The sequence below is a fragment of the Streptomyces sp. DSM 106670 genome (genome assembly GCF_055792845.1).
Genome location: NZ_CM147704.1, coordinates 3,258,385 through 3,276,989 on the forward strand (window position 1 = coordinate 3,258,385; position 18,605 = coordinate 3,276,989).

The window sequence follows — 18,605 nt, forward strand, 5'->3', positions numbered from 1 at the left end:
TACCCACTCCACCCCTACGCATAGATGTACGATACATAGCATGCTTATTCATACGCGGCCTTTCGACCACCCCGACGCCGTCAAACTCAACGACCAGGTGCAACTCGAATACGCCGAGCGCTACGGCGACGAGGGCGATGTCACACCGCTCGACCCGTCGATGTTCGTACCGCCGCACGGTCTGTATCTGCTCGCCTACGACGAGCAGGAGCGCCCGGTGGCGACCGGCGGCTGGCGGACCCAGAACCGCAACGCCGACGGCTACGAGGACGGCGACGCCGAGATCAAGCGGATGTTCGTGATCCCCGAGGGCCGTGGCCGGGGCCTGGCCCGGCGGATGCTGGCCGCCCTGGAGGAGGACGCCCGGGCCGCGGGCCGGACCAGGATGGTCCTGGAGACCGGCGACCAGCAGCCCGAGGCCGTCGCGCTGTACACCTCGTGCGGCTACACCGTCTGCGAAGTGAAGTTCGGCCACTACCGGGAGTACGACAGCAGCATCTGCATGGCCAAGCCGCTCCGGCAGCCCGGAGCGTGATCCTTCGCCCCGGGGACACCGGCCTCCGGGGCGGGGGACGGCACACCCGCGCGACCCTCGGTCAGCGCACCCGTGCGACCCCCACGTAGAACCCACTGCGCTCCTGGGCGGGCGCGGGCTGCTCCTGGTACCACTCGGCGGCGGGCACCAGACCCGGCGCGACCAGCTCCAGCCCCTCGAAGAACGGCTCGACCTCCGCGCGGGTCCGCATCCGCAGGGCGATGGCCCCCTTCCGGTACGCCTTCTCCGTCTCCTCCCGCAGCTCCGGGTGCTGGTCGGCCGTGCCGTGCGACAGCACGAGGAAGCTGCCCGGGGCCAGCGCGCCGACGAGCGTCCGCGTGATGCCGTACGGATCCTCCTCGTCCCGCAGGAAGTGCATCAGCGCGATCAGCGACAGGGCGATCGGCCGGTCGAAGTCCAGCACCTTCCTCGCCTGTCCGAGGATCGCCTCCGGCTCGCGCACATCCGCGTGCAGATAGTCCGTCGCCCCCTCGGGGCTGCTGACCAGCAGCGCCTCCGCGTGCCGCAGGACGATGGGGTCGTTGTCCGCGTAGACGATCCGGGCCGTCGGAGTGATCCGCTGGACGATCTGGTGGAGATTGGGGGCGGTCGGTATCCCGGTGCCCACGTCCAGGAACTGGTCCACCCCCTGCCGCGCCAGCCAGGCGGCGGACCGGTGCATGAAGGCCCGGTTCCGCGCGGCGTTGGCCCTCGCCTCGGCGGGCAGCTTCTCCCCGACCTCCTGGTCGACCGCGTAGTTGTCCTTGCCGCCGAGCAGCCAGTCGTAGACCCTCGCGGGATGGGGCTTGCTCGTGTCGATCGGGTCGCGCTGCGGGGCGGACGTCACAGAACCCACTCCTCCGTACGGAACGGGGGCCGGGACCTCCGCCGGCACCCCGGAAAGCGTACGCCGCCCTACGGTCAAGTAACCACCCGGGCAGGTCGGTTGATCACGCACCCCCGCCCAGCACCAGGAGGACGTGCTCGTTCTCCCCGTGCTTCACCGTGCCGGTCGCCACGAAACCGCACTTCTCCAGCAGGCGCACCGATCCGGTGTTCCCGACGGCGGGGTCCGCGTACAACGGGCGGACCGTCTCCCGCTCCAGGAACGCGGTCAGCGCCTCGGTGCCGATGCCCCGGCCCCAGTACGGACGGCCGAACCAATAGCCGATGAAGCGCCGGTCCTCCTCCCACCAGGCCACGATGTTCCCCGCAGGCTCGCCGTCCACGACGACCGTCTGCACGAGGTTCGCGGGGTCGCCCAGCACCCGCGTCCTCCAGTGCGCCATGAACGCGTCCCGCTCCCGGGGAGGGAACCGCGATCTGCGGACCGCCTCCGGGTCGTGCTCGTACGCGAGAAACGCCTCCAGGTCCGCCTCCACGACGTCCCTGAGCCGCACACCGTTCGTCCTGTCCGACCTGTTTCCCATGCTGTTCCCCATGCCGACCGAGTCTGGCACCCGCCACTGACAACCGGCCCCCGGCCGCTCACCTCGGAGTGGCCAGCACCTGGGTCCAGTAGGGGCCGCGCGGGGAGTCGGCGATGCCCACACCCACGTGGACGAAGTCGCAGTTGAAGATGTCGTCGTCGCGGCCGGGGCTGTTGCGCCACTCCTCGACCACCGCCGCCGGATCGCTCATCCCGGTCGCGATGGTCTCGCCCACGGCCGACCAGTCGTAGCCCGTGGCGCCGACCCGGTCGCCCGCGCCCTGCCCCGAGGAGTCGGTGTGGCCGAAGTAGTTCTGTGCGGCCATGTCCTCGGAGTGCCGCTGGGCGACCTCGGTCAGCCGGGGGTCGGTCTCCAGCTCCGGGCAGCCGTTCGCGGCGCGCAGGGTGTTGACCCGGGTGACCACACCGGTGTCCGGGCCGGGACGCGGCTTGCTGGGCGCGGGCGACGCGGAGGGCGAGGGGGTGGCGGCCGGCGGCCGGGAGGCGGCGACGGTCCGGCTCGGCGACGGCGAAGGCGTGGGCGGGACCGTGGAGGGCGAGGGCGGCGGCTCGGCGGGGGCGTCCGCGGGCGGCGGGGGCGCGGGGCTGTGGGTGACGCCGCCGCCCCGGGCTTCGGGCGGGGCGGGGGCGGAGGGCCAGATCAGTACGGCGAGGGCGGTCACGGCGGCCGCCCCGGCTATCAGCCCCGCCGCCTTGCCGACCGAGAACGCGGCGGACGCGGAAGGGGCGGTCGCGGAGGGGGCGGCGGCCGACGAGGTCATGGCGGACGCGGTGGCCGGCGCGGCGGACGAGGCCGATGCCGAGGCCGAGGAGGCGAAGGCCGCCGCCGACTGCCCGCTGTCGTAGAGCGGCACCACGAGGGCGAGCCCGGAGAGCAGTCCCTCCGGCGGAACCAGCCCCGCACTGCCGTCGGAGCAGGAGGCGCAGCCGCGTACATGGCGGGCGATCCGCTTGCGCCACAGCGGCGTCGGCGTACCGTCCCAGTCGCCCAGCAGGTCCTCCAGGGCCGGGCAGCGGGGGTCGGCGGCCAGGGCCCGGACGACCGCGCGGCCGACGTCGAGCTGGTTCTTCACCCGCTGGACGCGTACGGCGGCGTGCTGCGGGGAAAGGCCGAGCGCCTCGGCGAGCTCGGACCGGGTGAGGTCACCGGTCGTCTCCAGCCACCACAGCGACAGCACATCGCGTTCGGCGTCGTCCAGCCAGCGGGTCGCCTCGGCCGTCTCGCGCCGCTGCCCGGAGAGTTCGAGGCGCAGGATCGTCAGGTCGACGAAGTCGGCGGCGGGGTCAGCGGGGTCGTTGGTCTCCTCCAGCGGGGCGGGACGGTGGCCGAGACCGGACCATCGGGTGCGGACCTGGTTCATGGCGATGGCGACGAGCCAGGAGCGGAAGCGGGCGGGATCGCGCAGCGAGGGCAGTCCGGACAGCGCCCGGAGCATGGTCTCCTGCACGACGTCGTCCACGTCCGGATGGCCGTTGAGGGCGCGCCCGACGACGTTGTAGACCAGGGGGAGGTACTGGGCGGCCAGCCGTTCCCCGGCGGCCCGGTCGCCGTTCCTCGCCGCGATGACCAGAGCGGTGCTGTCCACGCCGTTCACGCCCTTCGTTCGGTTCGCCGCCGGATGTGGGACAGGTCACCCCTGAGGGATTTGTTATCCGCCACCCGTCCGGTGGTCCACCAGTATGCGGGGGCCTGTCGGCCGTCCCGCCGAGAGAGTGCCGGAAACGGGAGGGACATGTCGAGCAGAACGGACACCGACGAGACGCGCGCAGCCGAAGCGCGGGTCACCGATACGTGCCTCACCGACCCACGCCCCACCGAGGCGCATGTCACCGCGGCGCGGACGGGCGAGGCCATCACCACCTCGGCCCTGCACGCGGCGGCGACCGGCGCCGACACCTTCCCCGGCGTCCTGCGGGAGGCGCTGAACCGCCGCGGGCTGTCCCTGGAGCGGGTGAGCGAGCGGCTCAGGGTGCGCGGCATCACCATCAGCCAGGCGACCCTCAGCAGCTGGCAGCGCGGCCGCAGCCAGCCCGAACGGGCCCGTTCCCTGCGGGCGGTGGACGTGCTGGAGGAGATCCTGGAGCTGCCCGCCGGAGCCCTGCGCTCGCTGCTCGGACCGCGCCGCCCGCGCGGCCGGACCACCCCGCCCGACGCGGAGGGGGCGGCGCTGCAGATCCTCGGCGAGGACTCGGTGGTGGAGAAGGCGCTCGGCGCGCGCTTCCGCCACTTCAACCAGGAGACCAGCTCGCTGATGGTCCACGACATCGTCCGGGTCGGCGAGACCGGGACGCTGAGCGGGATCTCCACCACGAACGTGCTGCGGGCCAGCCGGGCGGGGGCGGACCGGGCGATCTTCGTGCTCAGCTTCGACGACGAGGCGGCCGAGCCCGTCGACATCAGGGTCACCTGCGGACGTCTCGTCGAGGCCACGTATCTGAAAGGGCTCAAATCCCTGGTGCTGGAGATCCACTTCGGCCGGGAACTGGCCAAGCTGGATACGACGGTGGTGAGTTACGCGGTCGATGTGAGCCCGTCCGACACTCCGGCCACCCACTACGAGCGCTGGTCGCGGACGAACCTTCACGAATACCTCCAGCAGGTCTTCTTCCATCCGGCCGCCCTGCCGACGGACTGCCACCGCTACGTCCGGGAGAAGGTCGGCGACCCGCCGCGCGGCCGGCGGCGTATCCCGCTGAGCGACGCGCACAACGTCCATGTGCTCACCTCCCGGTGCAAGCCCGGTGTCCACGGAGTGGCGTGGGACTACGGAAGCGGAACGGGCGGAACGGAAGCAAGTGGAACGGAACCAAGTGGAACGGGAGACCGCCCAGGATGAGTGGACGGTCTCCCGCGTCTGGGGGGTGGCCTTTTCTGCCGGTCTGTTCCCGCGGTGGGACTACTTGGTGTTGAGCGTCAGCCCGTAGTACGCGAGGGCGTCGTCGAGCGGCTGGAAGTAGGACGAGCCGGGCGAGTTGACCTGGCCGTTGCAGCGCTGGTTGCTGGGACCGCCGGACGTCATGCCCTGGGCCTGGTCACCGGAGATGTACGCGCCTCCGCTGTCCCCTCCCTGGGTGCAGACGCTGGAGCTGGCCAGGCCGGTCACGACGGTGTCCGGGCCGCCGTTCTGGTCGGTGTAGGTGACGCTGACGTTGTACGAGCCGACCTTGCCGCAGGTCCACTGGGTGGTCTGGCCGGACTTGCAGAGCGCCGCGCCGGAGGGGGCCCGCTTGCTGCCCTTGACCGGGACGGTGCCGGCCCTGCCGTACGTGGTGACGTCGAGGCCGATCGAGTTGCCGGAGTCGACGGCGGCGATGCCCATGTCCACGCTGCGGGTGCCCAGCGCGAAGCGGGTGTGGGTGCCCTTGGCGAACCGGGTGCCGTTGTAGGCCAGTTCGGGCAGGTCCTCGATGCAGTGCCCGGCGGTGACGAGCACCTGGTTGCCGTTACGGTCCTTGGCGCCGTAGCCGACGGAGCAGAGGTAGCCGTTGAAGGTCATCCTGCTGCCGGGCGGAACGACGGCCTGGGTCTCCAGCTTCTCCTGCCCCTTGACCACGCGTACGGCGTCGCCGTTGCTCTTCGCGGCCTTGAGGAAGCTGCGGGTGGCGGCGTCGGAGTCACCGTTGACCTCGACGGTCACGGTGTCCGAGGCGAGGTCGACGGACCACGCGGACACCCCGGCCGGGGCGCTCTTGAGCGCCTTGGCGTCGAGCTCGGCCTTGATGCGGTCGAGCATGCTCTCACCGCGCTCGGGAACCCGGGCCTTGAGGCCCGCGGCGCGGACCTCGTCGGCCGCCTCCGCGTCGGCGGCGTTGACGACCAGCGAACCGTCGGCGGTGAAGAAGGCCCCGAGCGTGTCGACCCGGTCCTTCCGCAGCTCCGCGAACCGGTCCTGCTGCTGGGCCTCGCGGTCCAGCCGCTGCACTGCGGCCTTCTCGCTGACGCCCAGGGTGGTGGCGAGCGCCTTGACCATCTCCGGCTGGTACGCCGGGGCCGAGGGAGCCGAGGAATCCGACGTCGAACCGGCGTAGGCCCCTGTGGCGACTCCGGCCGACAGAAGGGCGCCGATCGAGGCGGCCACGATGTATCTGCGCGCGTTCTTCTTCCTGCTGTGCTTCACGCGATTCCTTCCGCTACGCAGGCGAGCGTCCAGACAATGGGGGGGTGGCCACACCGCGCCTGGGGAAGCGCGATGTGTTCCATGGACACTGCCCGGCGGCGATGACATGTTCCTGTCGCCGCGCCTCGAACTCTGGCGCAGCCGGAACTGCCGCGACAAGAAGTGGCGGTGGGGCTCTTTTCTACAGAACTGGCCGAGAACTGTAGAGAGATCGGCGAAAAGCGCTGGTGCGGACCTTTGCGCCGGGTCGTACGCCCGCTCCGGAGTCCGCCCCCAGCACCATTCCCCAGCAGTAGAGTTGCCTTCCGAATGAGGGGGGACACCGGCGTGAACAGAGGCCGAAGAGCCGTACTGATGTGGACGGGCCTGGCGGTCGCCGTGCTCGCGGGAGTGCTGTCCTTCCTCAGCTGGGACCGGGCCGACCAGGTGGCCGGAGTGATCTCCGCCGTGGTGGGCGTGGCCGCCCTGGGAGTCGGCGTGTATGGGGCGCTCGGCCCGGCCCGGGGCCCTGACGTGCAGGTCTCGGGCACGGGAAGGGCGGTGTCCCGCGGCGGCGGCGAGGCCAACACCGGCTTCGTCGCTCCGGCTTCCCCCACCGCGCCCGGCTCGGTGTCCGTCAGCGACACCGGCGACGCGGAGGCCGACGGGGGCAGCGCGAACACCGGATTCCGGCAGGGGTAGGCGGAGCTGTGACCGGCGGCAGGATCGGGGCGAAGGGAACGGGCGACGCCTCGGCACAAGGGGGCGCCGCTCTCTCTAACACCGGGGTCATCAACGGCCCGGTGACCCTTTCCTCTCCCCCGCGACAGCCCGCGGTGTCGGGCTATCTGCTCCAGGTCGAGAGGGTGGCCGCGGCCGACTTCCGGGGACGTGAGGTCGAGCTTTCGAAACTGGCGTCCTTCAGCACGGAGGCGCGTACGGACGACATATCCGAAAGGAACTACTGGCGCTGGCTGGCCCCCGCCTGGGCCGGAAAGTCCGCCCTGCTGGCAGAGTTCGTCCTGAATCCGCCGCCCGGAATCGACGTCGTCGCGTTCTTCATCACCTCCCGTATGGCGGGCCAGAACGACGCCGCCGCCTTCTGCGAGGTCGTCCAGCGGCAGCTGTACGCCCTGTTGCGGGAGGAGGAGCCGCTGAGCACGCCGGCCACGCGGGACGAACAGCTGCGGCTCGCCCTGGACCGTGCGGCGGAGCGCTGCGCGGCGGAGGGCCGACGGCTCGTCCTGGTGGTGGACGGGCTGGACGAGGACCACGGCGTCACCGCCGGTCCTGGCTGCCACAGCATCGCCGCGCTGCTGCCCCGTACGCCCCCGCACGGCATGCGGATCATCGTGGCGGGACGCCCGCACCCGCCGGTTCCGGACGACGTGCCCGGCGACCATCCGCTGCGGACCACGGAGATCAACCACTGGCTGGCGCACTCCCCGTACGCCCAGGCGGTCCGCTGGGACGCGGAGCAGAATCTGCTGCGCCTGCTCGACGGCGGCGGACTCGGGCGTGAGCTGGTCGGTCTGACGGTGGCGGCGGGCGGTGGTCTCAGCGCGAGCGACATCGCCGAACTGACCGGCAGCCGCCCCCGCCTCGTGGAGCGCGAACTGTCGGCGGTGACCGGCCGCAGCTTCCGCCGCCGCTCCGTGCACTGGGCGTCCCACGGCCCCGAGGTCTACCTCCTGGCCCATGAGGAGATCCAGCGGAGCGCGGCGGATCTCATCACCGACGCGGAGCTGGCGGACTGCCGCACACGTCTGCACCGATGGGCCCAGACGTACCGGAGCGGGGGCTGGCCCGCCACGACGCCCGAGTATCTGCTGCGCGGTTACGCCCAGCTCCTGCGCGAACTGGGCGACACGAGGCGGCTGGTGGAGCTGGTCTGCGACCCCGCCCGGCACGAGCGGCTGTGGCAGGTCACCGGGGCCGACCTCGAAGCACTCGGCGAACTGTCGGCCTCCTTGGACCAGTTGCTGTCGGACGGCAGACGGAACGGGGACGTGGACGTCTCCGCCGCGCTGCGCCTGGCCGCCGCCCGCGACGGGCTGCACGAACGGACCCGTGCTCTGCCGCCCGACCTCATCGGCCTGTGGGCCCGGCTCGGGCACACCGGGCGGGCCGTCAGCATGGCGAAGTCGCTGCGGAATCCGTACGACCGGATGAGCGCCCTGGCCTCCGTCGCCACCCACCTCGCCGCCACCGGTCACCGGGAGCAGGCAGAAGCGCTGGCGGAGGACGCGGACAGCCGCGAACACCGGGACCGCGTCCTGGGCGCGGTCGCGAACGGGCTGGCGGAGGCGGGCGAGTACACGGAGGCGCTGCGGACGGCCTCACACGTGGAGACGACAGAGCGACTGGCGGAGGCTCTCGTCGCGACCGTCAAGGCCGTGACCGAGGCGGGCGCATGGCACCGGGCGGGCGGGAAGGACGCCGTCACCCGGCATGCCGTCGAAGCGGCACGGGCTGTCGCGGCCACGCCCAACACCGTCACGCAGGGCGAGCTGTTCGCCGACCTGGCCTGCTCGTTCTCGCTGCTCGGAAACGACCGGCGAGCAGCGGAAGCCACCGAACGCGCCGTGTGCGCCAGTGCGGGCGAAAGGCCATACCGGCAGTTCCAGAACCTCAGCCACATCGCCGTACGGCTGACGAAGGCGCCCCTTCTCGCGGCGACGGCAGCCGAGTTCGCGCGCAGGTCGGCGGAGCTGGCGGGAACGATCGACGATCCACCGGGCGTCAGCTGGCTCTTCCCTCAGGTGGCCGCGGGCCTGGCGGCGACAGGGCAGCAGGAGCGCGCCGCGGCGATGATCGACCGGTTCGTTCCGGACCCGTTCGACCATGACGACGGGCTGTACGCCATCGCCCTCACGACGGCCGAAACCGGTGACCCGGACACCGCGCTGACGTTGGTCGACCGGCTGATCGAGCCGATGCACCGGTCCAGTGTGCTCACCGCCATCGGTAGGGCTCTGGCGAAGTCCGCCGGTCCGGCGCGGACAGCACAACTGGCCCAGCGCGGTCTTGAGGCGATCGACGAAGTGCCGGACCCCGGCCAGCGGGTACGGCTCCTGACCGGTACGGCCGAACTGCTGCTTCGGTCGGGCCACGGGGAACGCGCCGGAACCCTGGTGGAGACGGCGACGGACCTGGCCCGGGACAGCCGCACCCCTCGCGGCACTCTGACCGCACAGATCGCGGTCGTCCGGGCGTTGGCCTCGGTGGGCGCCGATGACCAGGCCCACCGGCTGCTCCGCCGGGCCGCGGCCTCGGTTTCGGCCGCGGCCGAGACGGGCTCGGACGACTGCACCAGCATCCTGTCTCTGGCGGAGGTCGCCAGGGGTCTGCACAGCACAGGGCGCGACGAGCAGAAGAAAGCCCTGCTCTCCGCCATGCTCAAGGCCGCCCGGCAGGATCCGGACGGCGAGCAGTACTCCGACTCCATGCGGAACATCGCCGAGGCGTTCGGGGAGACGGGCAGCCCGGACCGGGCCCGGGAGGTGGCTCTTGAGCTGCTGGACAGGGCGGAGACCCTGGACAGCCCGTACGAGCAGAGCTGGCACCGGTACAACGCCGCAGGGGCCTTTGTCGCGGCCGGGGACTTCGACAGGGCCCTGGCTCTGACGAGTGCGTTGCCGGAGGACGAGGGGGACGGGGACTTCCTGTCCACCGTCGCGGAGAAGCTGGTGGAGACCGGCGATCTGGACCGGCCCCAGCTCATCGCCGACGCGATCACGGGCACGTTCGCGGGTGAACGCAGCCTCGGCCACATCGCCGCGGGCGCGGCATCCGCCGGCGACCTCCCCCGTGCCGTCGCCCTCCTCGACGAGATCTCCACCCCCGCCCTGCGCGAAAGGAGCACGGTCGCCGTCGTCCGGGCCGCGGCCCGCTCCGGCGCGACGGAGGAAGCCCGGGCCCTTGCCGACGCCCTCACCGGGCCGGACCACCGCAGCCAGGCCCTCGGGGCGATCGCGGGCTCGCTCGGCCCCACCCCGCCGGCCCGCCTTCTCCTCGTCGAAGCACTGGCCCTGGGCCCCTGGGACCAGTTGGTCGAGGCCGTCGCCGGGGTGGCCCCGGAGCATCTGCCCCTGCTGGCGGACCTGTCCCGGAACGAGGACTAGGCGCGCTCCGCGAGGTGGGCGCGGTCGAGAAGCCTGCGCACGCATCTGTACGCCGAGCCGTTACCCCCAGTAAGTTACCTCGCGGTAAGGGCAGTTCCGCCTTGCCCGCCAGACCGTGCCGCCTCATTCACTCAGATTCGGATCCCGGGGGAATCATGAACCGGAGCACCGCCGGCCTGCTGGCCGTCGCCGTCGTCACCGCTCTCACCGTCGGCGCGGCGCCGACGGCCTCGGCCGCACCCGCCGCGGCCACACCCACCGCGGCCGCGCCCGCCGCAGCCGCGCGACAGACCGACGGCAAGGCGGCGTCCGACCCGTTCTACCGTTACGACGGCAGCGAGCCGCTGTCCTCGTACGCGCCGGGCGACGTACTGAAGAAGCGCACGCTGGACTATCACGTCCTCGGCATCCCGACGCCGGTCAAGGCCGTCCAGCTGCTCTACCGCACGACCGACGCCCAGGGCCGGCCGTCGGCCAACGTGACCACGGTGGTCCGCAGTCACCGCGGCGACGGCAGCAAGGCCGTCTCGTACCAGTCGTTCTACGACTCCCTCGACCCCGAGGACGGACCCTCCCGGGCCATCGCCGGAAAGGTCACCCTCGGCGGAATCATCGCCAACGTCGAATCCGTCGTCATGGCACCGCTGTTGCTCAAGGGCTACGACCTCGTCATCCCCGACACCGAGGGCCAGACCGCCGAGTTCGCGGCCGGTCCCGCGTACGGGACGAACACGCTCGACTCGATCCGGGCGAGCACCCGGGCCGAGGCAACGGGTCTGCACGCCGGGACCAGGTTCGGCCTGCTCGGCTACTCCGGCGGGGCCATCGCCACCAACTGGGCGGCGGCCCTGGCCCCCGAGTACGCCCCCGAGGTGAACCGGCAGCTGGTCGGCTTCGCCGAGGCCGGGCTGCTCGTCGCGCCGGCGCACAACCTGAAGTACATAGACGGCTCCCTGGTGTGGACCGGCGTACTGCCGATGGCGGTCATCGGCGTGTCCCGTGCCTACGGCATCGACATCGAGCGCTATCTGAGCCCGAGGGGCATCGCGGTCTTCGACGAGCTCGAACACGGCTCGATCGTCGACGCGCTGGGCCGCTACCCGGGGCTGACCTGGAAGGACCTGGCGAAGCCGGAGTACAAGGACCCCAACTCCATTCCCGCCTTCGTCGACGCGGTCAACAAGGTCAACCTCGGCGAGGCGGCCACCCCGACCGTCCCCGGTTTCATCGGGCAGGGAAACGCAGGCGTGCTGGAGGGAACGTTCAACCGGCCCCCGGGCATCGGCACGGGCGACGGTGTGATGGTCGCCGGTGATGTGCGGGCGCTGGCCAACCAGTACTGCGCCACCGGCAACACCTCGATCCGGTACGAGCAGTACAACCTGCTCAGCCATGTCGGCGCCATGCCGTACTGGACCCCGCGCGCGGTGTCCTGGCTCGACGACCGGTTCGCGGGCAAGGCCGCCCCCACCAGCTGTGGCCGCATACCCGCGGGCAACTCGCTGGAGCCCGAGAAGCCGACCGTCACGAACGCCCCGGCTACGACAGCACCTTCGTCAAGGCCGTGAGCGCCGACCCGAGTTCCTCCTCGGTGATGGTCAGCGGAGGCGCCAGCCGTACCGTCGAGCCGTGGGTGTCCTTGACCAGCACCCCTTCGGCGAGGAGCCGCTCGCTGATCTCCCTGCCCGTGCCGATCGCGGGGTCGATGTCCACGCCCGCCCACAGCCCGCGGGCCCGGTAGCCCGTGACGCCCGCGCCGACGAGGGCGGCCAGACCGCGGTCCAGTACCTCGCCCAGCTCGGCGGCCCGCCGTTGGAACTCGCCGGTGGCCAGCAGGTCGAGGACCGCCGAACCGATCGCCGCCGACAGCGGGTTGCCGCCGAACGTCGAGCCGTGTTCCCCGGGCCCGAGTACGGAGAGCACCTCACGGCGGGCGACCACGGCGGAGACCGGGACGATGCCACCGCCCAGCGCCTTGCCCAGGAGCAGCATGTCCGGGACCACGCCCTCATGGTCGACCGCCAGCGTGCGGCCCGTGCGCCCCAGGCCCGACTGGATCTCGTCGGCGATGAACAGGCACCCCGCGCGCCGGGTCAGTTCACGGACCCCGGTGAGGTAGCCGTCGTCGGGGATGACGACCCCGGCCTCGCCCTGGACGGGCTCGATCAGCACGGCCGCCGTCGTCTCGTCCACGGCGGATTCCAGGGCGGCGAGGTCGTTGTACGGGACGACCCGGAAGCCCGGGGTGAAGGGCCCGAAGCCGGCGCGGGCCGTCTCGTCCGTCGAGAAGCTCACGATCGTCGTCGTCCGGCCGTGGAAGTTGCCGTCGGCGACGACGATCGTCGCCCGGTCCGGTGCGACGCCCTTGACCTCGTACGCCCACTTGCGGGCGACCTTGACCGCGCTCTCCACGGCCTCGGCGCCGGTGTTCATCGGCAGCACCATGTCGAGGCCGGTCAGCGCGGTCAGGCGCTCGGCGAAACCCGCCAGCCGGTCGTGGTGGAAGGCGCGTGAGGTGAGGGTGAGTTCGTCGAGCTGGCGGTGCGCGGCCTTGATGAGGGCGGGGTGGCGGTGGCCGAAGTTGAGAGCGGAGTAGCCCGCCAGCAGGTCGAGGTAGCGACGGCCCTCGACGTCCTCGACCCAGCAGCCCTCCGCGCGGGCGACGACCACGGGCAGCGGGTGGTAGTTGTGGGCGAGCACCGGGGCCTCGGCCCGGATCAGCTGCTCCGACGAGCGCGTCTCGGAGGCGGCGGAGGAAGCGGAGGAAGGGGTGACGGTGTCGGTCATCAGCGGATCTCCTGGGTGCAGCACTTGATGCCCCCGCCGGCCTTGCGGAACTCCGAAAGGTCGACGGGAACGGGGACGTAGCCACGGTGGGCGAGCTCGTCGATCAGGCCGTGGGCCTGCGGTGCGACGAAGACGTGACGGCCGTCGGAGAGCGAGTTGAGGCCGAACGCCAGGGCGTCCTCCTCCGTGGCGATCACCGCGTCCGGGTAGAGGCGCCGCAGGACCTCGCGGCTGCCCGCGGAGAACGCCGCCGGGTAGTAGGCGATGTTCCCCGCGCCCGTCCCGCCGCCCCCGTCCGGCTCCCCGCCGAGGTGGAACAGAGCCGTGTCCAGGTGGTAGAAGCGCGGATCCACCAGGTCGAGGCCGATCACGGGCCTGCCGAAGAACTCCTGCACCTCGCGGTGCGCGGAGCTGTGCGTACGGAAGCCCGTACCCGCCAGTACGTACCGTCCGGCCGGGACGAGGTCCCCCTCGCCCTCGCAGACCGACCGGGAGGGGTGTACCTCGTACCCGGCTTCCTTGAACCACTGCGCGTACGCCGCCGCCTCCGGCTGCCGTTCGGGCGCGTGGAAGGACGAGCCGAAGACCTTGCCGTCCATGACGAGAGCCGCGTTCGCCGCGAACACCATGTCGGGCAGACCGGCGACCGGGGCGATCGTCTCGACGGTGTGGCCATGGCCCCGGTAGGCCTCGACCAGGGTCAGCCACTGGTCACGGGCGAGCGGGAGATCGACCGGGGTGCCGGTGTCCATCCACGGGTTGATGGCGTAGCGCACCTCGAAATGGCGGGGCTCGCACATCAGATAGCGCCTGAGGTGCGGGCCTTGGTCCAGCGGGCCACGTTCTGCGGGCACGGTTCTCCTCCGCCTTCTCCGGTGACGATGGGGATGCCCTCACCGTAGAAAGCGGCCTGCACGCCCGACAAGAACGAAGAGCTGCACGTATACGCAGTAATGCTGCGCAGATGTGTCGCTCAGAGCAGGTTCAGTGCGTCGCCTTCGTCGCCCGGGCCCTCCCCGGCGCCCGGCGCGGGCTCGCTGGCTCCCGCCTCCGGGCTGTCCGGCAGCAGGTGGGACAGCACCATGTAGCTGATCGTCTTGCGGATGAAGGGCTCGCTGCGGATCCGCTCCAGCACCTCCTCGAAGTGCTCCACATCGGTGGCCCTGATGTGGAGCAGGGCGTCGGCGGCCCCGGTCACCGTCATGGCCGCCGCGATCTCCGGGTACTTGCGCGCCACCTCCGCCAGGCGTCTGGGCGGTGCCGCGCCGTCGCAGTACACCTCGATGTACGCCTCGGTGCGCCAGCCGAGCGAGGCCGGACGGACGGTCGCCCGGAACCCCGTGATCACCCCGGTGGCGCGCAGCCGGTCGACCCGGCGCTTGACGGCGGTGGCCGACAGCCCGATGGCCGTGCCGATCTCGGCGAAGCTCGCCCGGGCGTTCGCGATCAGGGTCGCGACGATCTTCCGGTCGAGCTCGTCGAACGGCGTGGGCTTCGTGGCCATGGCGGGTGACCTTCTCCTCGTGCCGCCCCGGGAAGGGGCCGCCTTCCTCCCCATCCTGCCGGGGAGCCCCGGCCGGTCGGCGTGGTGGCCCGGATCCGCCGCCATTGGGCCGACAAATGACGGCACTCCTGCCTGGTTGACGCGCGTTGACAAGGAGCACCACACTCGATCAGGTCCATGACAATTAGCCATCCGGCCGACCGACGACAGGGGATTTCCCGTGCTGCCGAGACCGCATGTGTCCGCGTACCTGAGAACCGCCGTCACCACCCTCGCCGCCACCGCCCTCGCCGTCACCGGACTGCTCGCCGCCGCACCCGCCGCTCCGGCGGACTCCTCGGCCGGCGCAGGGCACCCGTCCGCCGGGGTGACCGTGAAGATGCCGGCCGCCGTCGCCGACCGTCTCGGCGCCGAACGCCGGGCGCTGTTGGACGCCGTCTCCGCGGACGTCCTCTCGCGGTCCCACGACGCCAGGGAACTCGCCACGAGCGCCGCCGTCGGCGAACTCGCCGCGGAGGGCCGCAAGGTGGTCGTCGACGTCCGCGACGTCTCGGGCGACTGGGCCCGCGGCGTCGCCTACGTCGAGGCGTCGCGCGCACGGCACGGTGCGCCGGAGGGCTGGCTCTACATCGCCCACCGCGAGGACGGGCGGTGGGTCCCGGGCCTTGAGGGCGACCCCGAGTTCGCCGACCACGTGGCCCGCTCCCCGCTGGTCGGCACGGCGGAGCGGCGGACGATGACGGCCTACGCCGCGGGCAAGGCGACCCCGGACGCGCAGGCCTCGCCGACCGGGGCCCTGGCCAACACCAACGGGCTGCTGCTGCCCTGGATGCCCGACTACTACATGACGCTGACCGGCGGCCCCCACGCGCATGACGGTGCGACCGGCTACTGGAGCTCCCTCGACTTCGCCGGCGGCAACGCCAGTGGTCTGGTGCGCTCGTCACGTGAGGGTACGGCCACCTCGATGTGCGGCGCGGGCGGCGGCTGGACCCGGGTGATCCACCCCGGCGGCTTCTCCACGGACTACTACCACCTGCACAACACGACCTACTACAACGGGACGTCGATCGCGCGCAGCGCCCTGCTCGGCAGCATCGGCACCGACACCTGCGCCGGCGGTTCCGCGACCGGAGCCCACGTGCACTGGGCCCTGCGTACGTACGACGCCAGCTACAACGGCCAGTACACCTGGCTGAACGGCCGCACGATCGGCGGCTGGGCGTGGTGGAACGGATCCCAGCAGTACTCCGGCTGCGGCACCCGTCTCGGCGTCACGGCCTGCCCCGGTACGGCGATCTACAACCGCACCGGCTGACGCCCGGGGTACCGCTCGCGGGTGACGGACCGGTGGGCGGGACGTCACGGGCCCGGCGGCAGCGCCTGCTCCGTCCAGATGGTCTTGCCGGAGCGTGTGTACCGGCTCCCCCACCGGTCGGTGAGCTGTGCGATCAGGAACAGGCCGCGGCCGCCTTCCTCGGTGGCACGGGCCCGGCGCATCCTCGGCTGGGTGTTGCTGACGTCGGAGACCTCGCAGATCAGGGAGGCCGCGCGGATCAGGCGCAGACCGATGGTCCCGCCCGCGTAGCGGATGGCGTTGGTGACCAGTTCGCTGGCCACCAGCTCCGTGGTGAAGGCGAGGTCGTCCAGGCCCCACAGCGACAGCTGGCCGAGCACGTGCGCGCGTGCCTCGGACACCACCGACGGGTCCGCCGCGAGGGTCCAGGAAGCGTGGTCCCTCGCGCGCACCCCGCGGGCCTCCGCCAGGAGCAGCGTCACGTCGTCCGCCAGCGGGCGGGGCACCAGTTCCCCGACCACCTCGGGACCGATCTCCTCCAGGGACCGGCCGGATACGAGCGCCGCCGAGAGCGCGTGCCGGAGGGCGCTCATGCCCTCGTCGGGATCGGCATGGCCGCGCGTGATGAGGCCGTCCGTGCAGAGCGCGAGGACGCTGCCGTCCGCCGCCTCGAACGCGACGGGCTCGAACGGCAGGCCACCGACCCCGAGCGGCGGACCGGGGCTGAGGTCGATGTGCGCGGCGTTGCCGTCCGGATCCATCAGGGCGGGCGGAGGGTGTCCCGCGCTGGCCGCCAGGCACTGCCGGGTGACGGGGTCGTACGTCATGTACAGGCAGGTCGCACCGAACGACCCGAAGGCGGCCTCGGCGTCCGCGGTGTCGATCGCGAGCTCGGACACGAGGTCGTCGAGGTGCGTCAGCAGTTCGTCGGGTTCGAGGTCGAGGTCCGCCAGGGTCCGCACGGCGGTCCTCAGGCGCGCCATCGTCGCCGTGGCCCCCAGGCCGTGCCCCACCACGTCGCCGACGACCAGCGCGACCCGGGCGGAGGACAGGGGAATGACGTCGAACCAGTCGCCGCTGGCCCCCGTCGCCGTGTCCGTCGGAAGGTAGACGCTCGCCGTGTGCACCGTGGCCGTGTCGGTCGTCGGGGACGGCAGCAGGCTGCGCTGCAGCCCGACCGCGGCGTTCCGCTCGCGGGTGTAGCGGCGTGCGTTGTCCACGACGAGGGCGGCTCGCGAGGCGATCTCCGCCAGCAGGTCGAGGTCGTCGGCGGTGAAGGGCGGCCGGTCGCGGCCGCGGCCGACCCGGATGCGGCCGAGGAGCGATCCCCGTGCTCGCAGCCACGTACTCATCCCGTGTGCCCGGCCGAGCACGTCGGCCGGCTCGGCGCCCTCCTCCGACCGGTCCGACCACATGCGGTCGGACAGCGTCCCGCCGGTGTTCACATCGAATACCGCGCCGGTCGCGAACCCGTCGGGCACGGCGCCGGCCGTCGCCGTGCGGCGCAGCAGGTGGTCGCCGTGGTGCTCGGGAGCGGGTTCGTCGTGGGTGAAGACCGCCTCGGCCACATCGACGACCGCCACGTCGGCGAGCGCGGGGACGAGTGCGTCCGCCAGGTCACGGGCGCTCTCCTCGGCGGAGAGGTTCGTGCTGAGCACCGTCGTCGCGCGGTGCAGGAGGTCGAGCCGGAAGCGTGAGAGGTTCTGGTCCGTCACATCGACGAACAGCCCCGTGCCGCCGATGACATGCCCGTTCGCCCCCTGGAGGCGGAACGCCGAGAGGGACATGATCCTTCCCGCCCCCGGTTCGACCCGCGTGTGGACCGTGACGTCGAACCCGATCAGGGGGATTCCCGTCGTCAGGACGTTCCGCAGGCGGGCGTCGATCACCCGGGCGTCCGCCTCCTGGAGGAAGTCGCCCAGCCGGGCCCCGTACAGCTCGTCCGGCACACCCAGGTAGGGCAGAAGGTGGGTGTTCGTCCGTACCAGCCGCAGCTCGTTGTCGAACACCGCGAGGCCGATGCGGTCCTGGAGGAACAGCTCCCGCAGGAAGGCGTGGCCCTGGCGCCACTGTGCGACCAGGACGTGCGGAGCGGCGAGCACAAGGAACTCCCGCGCCCGGCCGTCCGGCCCTTCGCCGGTCAGGGGCAGCACGCGGAACTCCACCTCGCCCCCGAGGGACGGGGCCAGCACCGCCCGCCCCTGCCACACCGGCCCGTCGCGCTGTTCCAGGACCGCCGGCCAGCTCCCGGGCACCGCGAGGAGGTCCTGGAGCCGCCCGCCGTGCAGCTCCGCCGCCGACCGCCCGAGGAGGGACTCCGCGGCCGGCGTGCACCGCAGGATCGTGCCTCTCGCGTCCACCACGAGCCCCGCCGAGTGCCCCACGTCGAGGGGGTCGTCGCTCCCGGGTGCCATCGGACTCCCCACTCCGTTCGATCCCTGGGCGGCCAGGACCGCCGTCCACTCCCACTCTGCTCGTGTCTCCGCCGCCCGGCACGCCGTACTCCCCCGAACGGCCAAGGCCCGGAACGAAACGGCGCACGGCACCCGGCAGGCGTTCCGGCACCTCGCGCACCGCGGCGGCCACTTCCTCGGGTTCCAGCGGTTACGCCGAGGCGAAGGGTTCGGCGTTGTCACCTTCGTCGGCGCATCGCGACCTCACGCCGTACGGCTCTTCGGCCGTATGGCATTTTCTTGTGTACGACGCATGCAGTACCGCAGCCGGATCATTCACCGACGCCCCTCGATCCCCGCAAGGACGGCCGAGATTGATACCTGGACCAGACCTGCCCGAAGGCGCGCGCCGGGTTCC

14 protein-coding genes are annotated in these 18,605 nt (G+C 72.0%); 6 read left to right on the plus strand and 8 right to left on the minus strand.

From position 1 onward, the window contains the following. The first annotated feature begins 40 nt into the window (after window positions 1–40). Window positions 41–535 carry a GNAT family N-acetyltransferase gene (locus ACSMXR_RS14400; RefSeq protein ID WP_137234655.1) on the plus strand — a complete coding sequence of 165 codons (495 nt, stop codon included), beginning with the start codon at window positions 41–43 and terminating at the stop codon, window positions 533–535. A 61-nt stretch (window positions 536–596) separates the two neighbouring features. On the opposite strand, the gene ACSMXR_RS14405 is transcribed toward ACSMXR_RS14400, so the two are convergent. The 3 genes from ACSMXR_RS14405 to ACSMXR_RS14415 all read right to left on the minus strand — a co-directional run bounded on the left by ACSMXR_RS14405 (window position 597) and on the right by ACSMXR_RS14415 (window position 3,580). Beyond that, on the minus strand, window positions 597–1,382 hold the full coding sequence (locus tag ACSMXR_RS14405; protein ID WP_240806053.1) for an SAM-dependent methyltransferase: 786 nt from the start codon (window positions 1,380–1,382) through the stop codon (window positions 597–599). 103 nt (window positions 1,383–1,485) lie between these two features. After that, on the minus strand, window positions 1,486–1,965 hold the full coding sequence (locus ACSMXR_RS14410; protein WP_381910166.1) for a GNAT family N-acetyltransferase: 480 nt from the start codon (window positions 1,963–1,965) through the stop codon (window positions 1,486–1,488). Window positions 1,966–2,023: 58 nt separating this feature from the next. Further along, window positions 2,024–3,580: a sigma-70 family RNA polymerase sigma factor gene (locus ACSMXR_RS14415; protein WP_473172026.1), complete on the minus strand. Its 1,557-nt coding sequence runs from the start codon at window positions 3,578–3,580 to the stop codon at window positions 2,024–2,026. A gap of 138 nt (window positions 3,581–3,718) precedes the next feature. Here ACSMXR_RS14415 and ACSMXR_RS14420 point away from each other — a divergent pair, with 138 nt between their 5' ends. Beyond that, on the plus strand, window positions 3,719–4,822 hold the full coding sequence (locus ACSMXR_RS14420) for a helix-turn-helix domain-containing protein (RefSeq protein WP_218526077.1): 1,104 nt from the start codon (window positions 3,719–3,721) through the stop codon (window positions 4,820–4,822). Between the two features lie 60 nt (window positions 4,823–4,882). Here the strand turns inward: ACSMXR_RS14420 and ACSMXR_RS14425 are convergent, their stop codons facing one another. Next, the gene (locus tag ACSMXR_RS14425) at window positions 4,883–6,103 is read right to left on the minus strand and encodes a S1 family peptidase (protein WP_473172027.1); all 1,221 of its coding nucleotides are present in this window, start codon (window positions 6,101–6,103) and stop codon (window positions 4,883–4,885) included. Window positions 6,104–6,430: 327 nt separating this feature from the next. Here ACSMXR_RS14425 and ACSMXR_RS14430 point away from each other — a divergent pair, with 327 nt between their 5' ends. From ACSMXR_RS14430 to ACSMXR_RS14440, 3 genes are all read left to right on the plus strand, one after another. Next, window positions 6,431–6,784 carry a hypothetical protein gene (locus ACSMXR_RS14430; RefSeq protein ID WP_240806055.1) on the plus strand — a complete coding sequence of 118 codons (354 nt, stop codon included), beginning with the start codon at window positions 6,431–6,433 and terminating at the stop codon, window positions 6,782–6,784. Window positions 6,785–6,885: 101 nt separating this feature from the next. After that, on the plus strand, window positions 6,886–10,206 hold the full coding sequence (locus ACSMXR_RS14435) for a hypothetical protein (protein WP_473172028.1): 3,321 nt from the start codon (window positions 6,886–6,888) through the stop codon (window positions 10,204–10,206). 155 nt (window positions 10,207–10,361) lie between these two features. Further along, window positions 10,362–11,774 carry a lipase family protein gene (locus ACSMXR_RS14440; protein ID WP_473172029.1) on the plus strand — a complete coding sequence of 471 codons (1,413 nt, stop codon included), beginning with the start codon at window positions 10,362–10,364 and terminating at the stop codon, window positions 11,772–11,774. On the opposite strand, the gene rocD is transcribed toward ACSMXR_RS14440, so the two are convergent. From rocD to ACSMXR_RS14455, 3 genes are all read right to left on the minus strand, one after another. Further along, window positions 11,746–12,993 carry an ornithine--oxo-acid transaminase gene (rocD, locus tag ACSMXR_RS14445; protein ID WP_473172030.1) on the minus strand — a complete coding sequence of 416 codons (1,248 nt, stop codon included), beginning with the start codon at window positions 12,991–12,993 and terminating at the stop codon, window positions 11,746–11,748. The two genes, ACSMXR_RS14440 and rocD, sit on opposite strands and share 29 nt — an antisense overlap. Next, complete coding sequence (gene ddaH / locus ACSMXR_RS14450) at window positions 12,993–13,793, minus strand: dimethylargininase (protein ID WP_137234720.1); 801 nt, start codon at window positions 13,791–13,793, stop codon at window positions 12,993–12,995. Before ddaH ends, rocD begins: the two co-directional genes overlap by 1 nt. A 173-nt stretch (window positions 13,794–13,966) precedes the next feature. Beyond that, the gene (locus ACSMXR_RS14455) at window positions 13,967–14,497 is read right to left on the minus strand and encodes an Lrp/AsnC family transcriptional regulator (RefSeq protein ID WP_137234663.1); all 531 of its coding nucleotides are present in this window, start codon (window positions 14,495–14,497) and stop codon (window positions 13,967–13,969) included. Between the two features lie 220 nt (window positions 14,498–14,717). Between ACSMXR_RS14455 and ACSMXR_RS14460 the strand changes: the two genes are divergently transcribed. After that, window positions 14,718–15,815, plus strand: a complete 1,098-nt coding sequence (locus tag ACSMXR_RS14460; protein WP_473172031.1) for a M23 family metallopeptidase — start codon at window positions 14,718–14,720, stop codon at window positions 15,813–15,815. 44 nt (window positions 15,816–15,859) lie between these two features. On the opposite strand, the gene ACSMXR_RS14465 is transcribed toward ACSMXR_RS14460, so the two are convergent. Then, window positions 15,860–18,208 (minus strand): ATP-binding SpoIIE family protein phosphatase, encoded by a 2,349-nt coding sequence (locus ACSMXR_RS14465; RefSeq protein WP_473172032.1) that lies wholly within the window; start codon window positions 18,206–18,208, stop codon window positions 15,860–15,862. Between the last annotated feature and the right edge of the window lie 397 nt (window positions 18,209–18,605).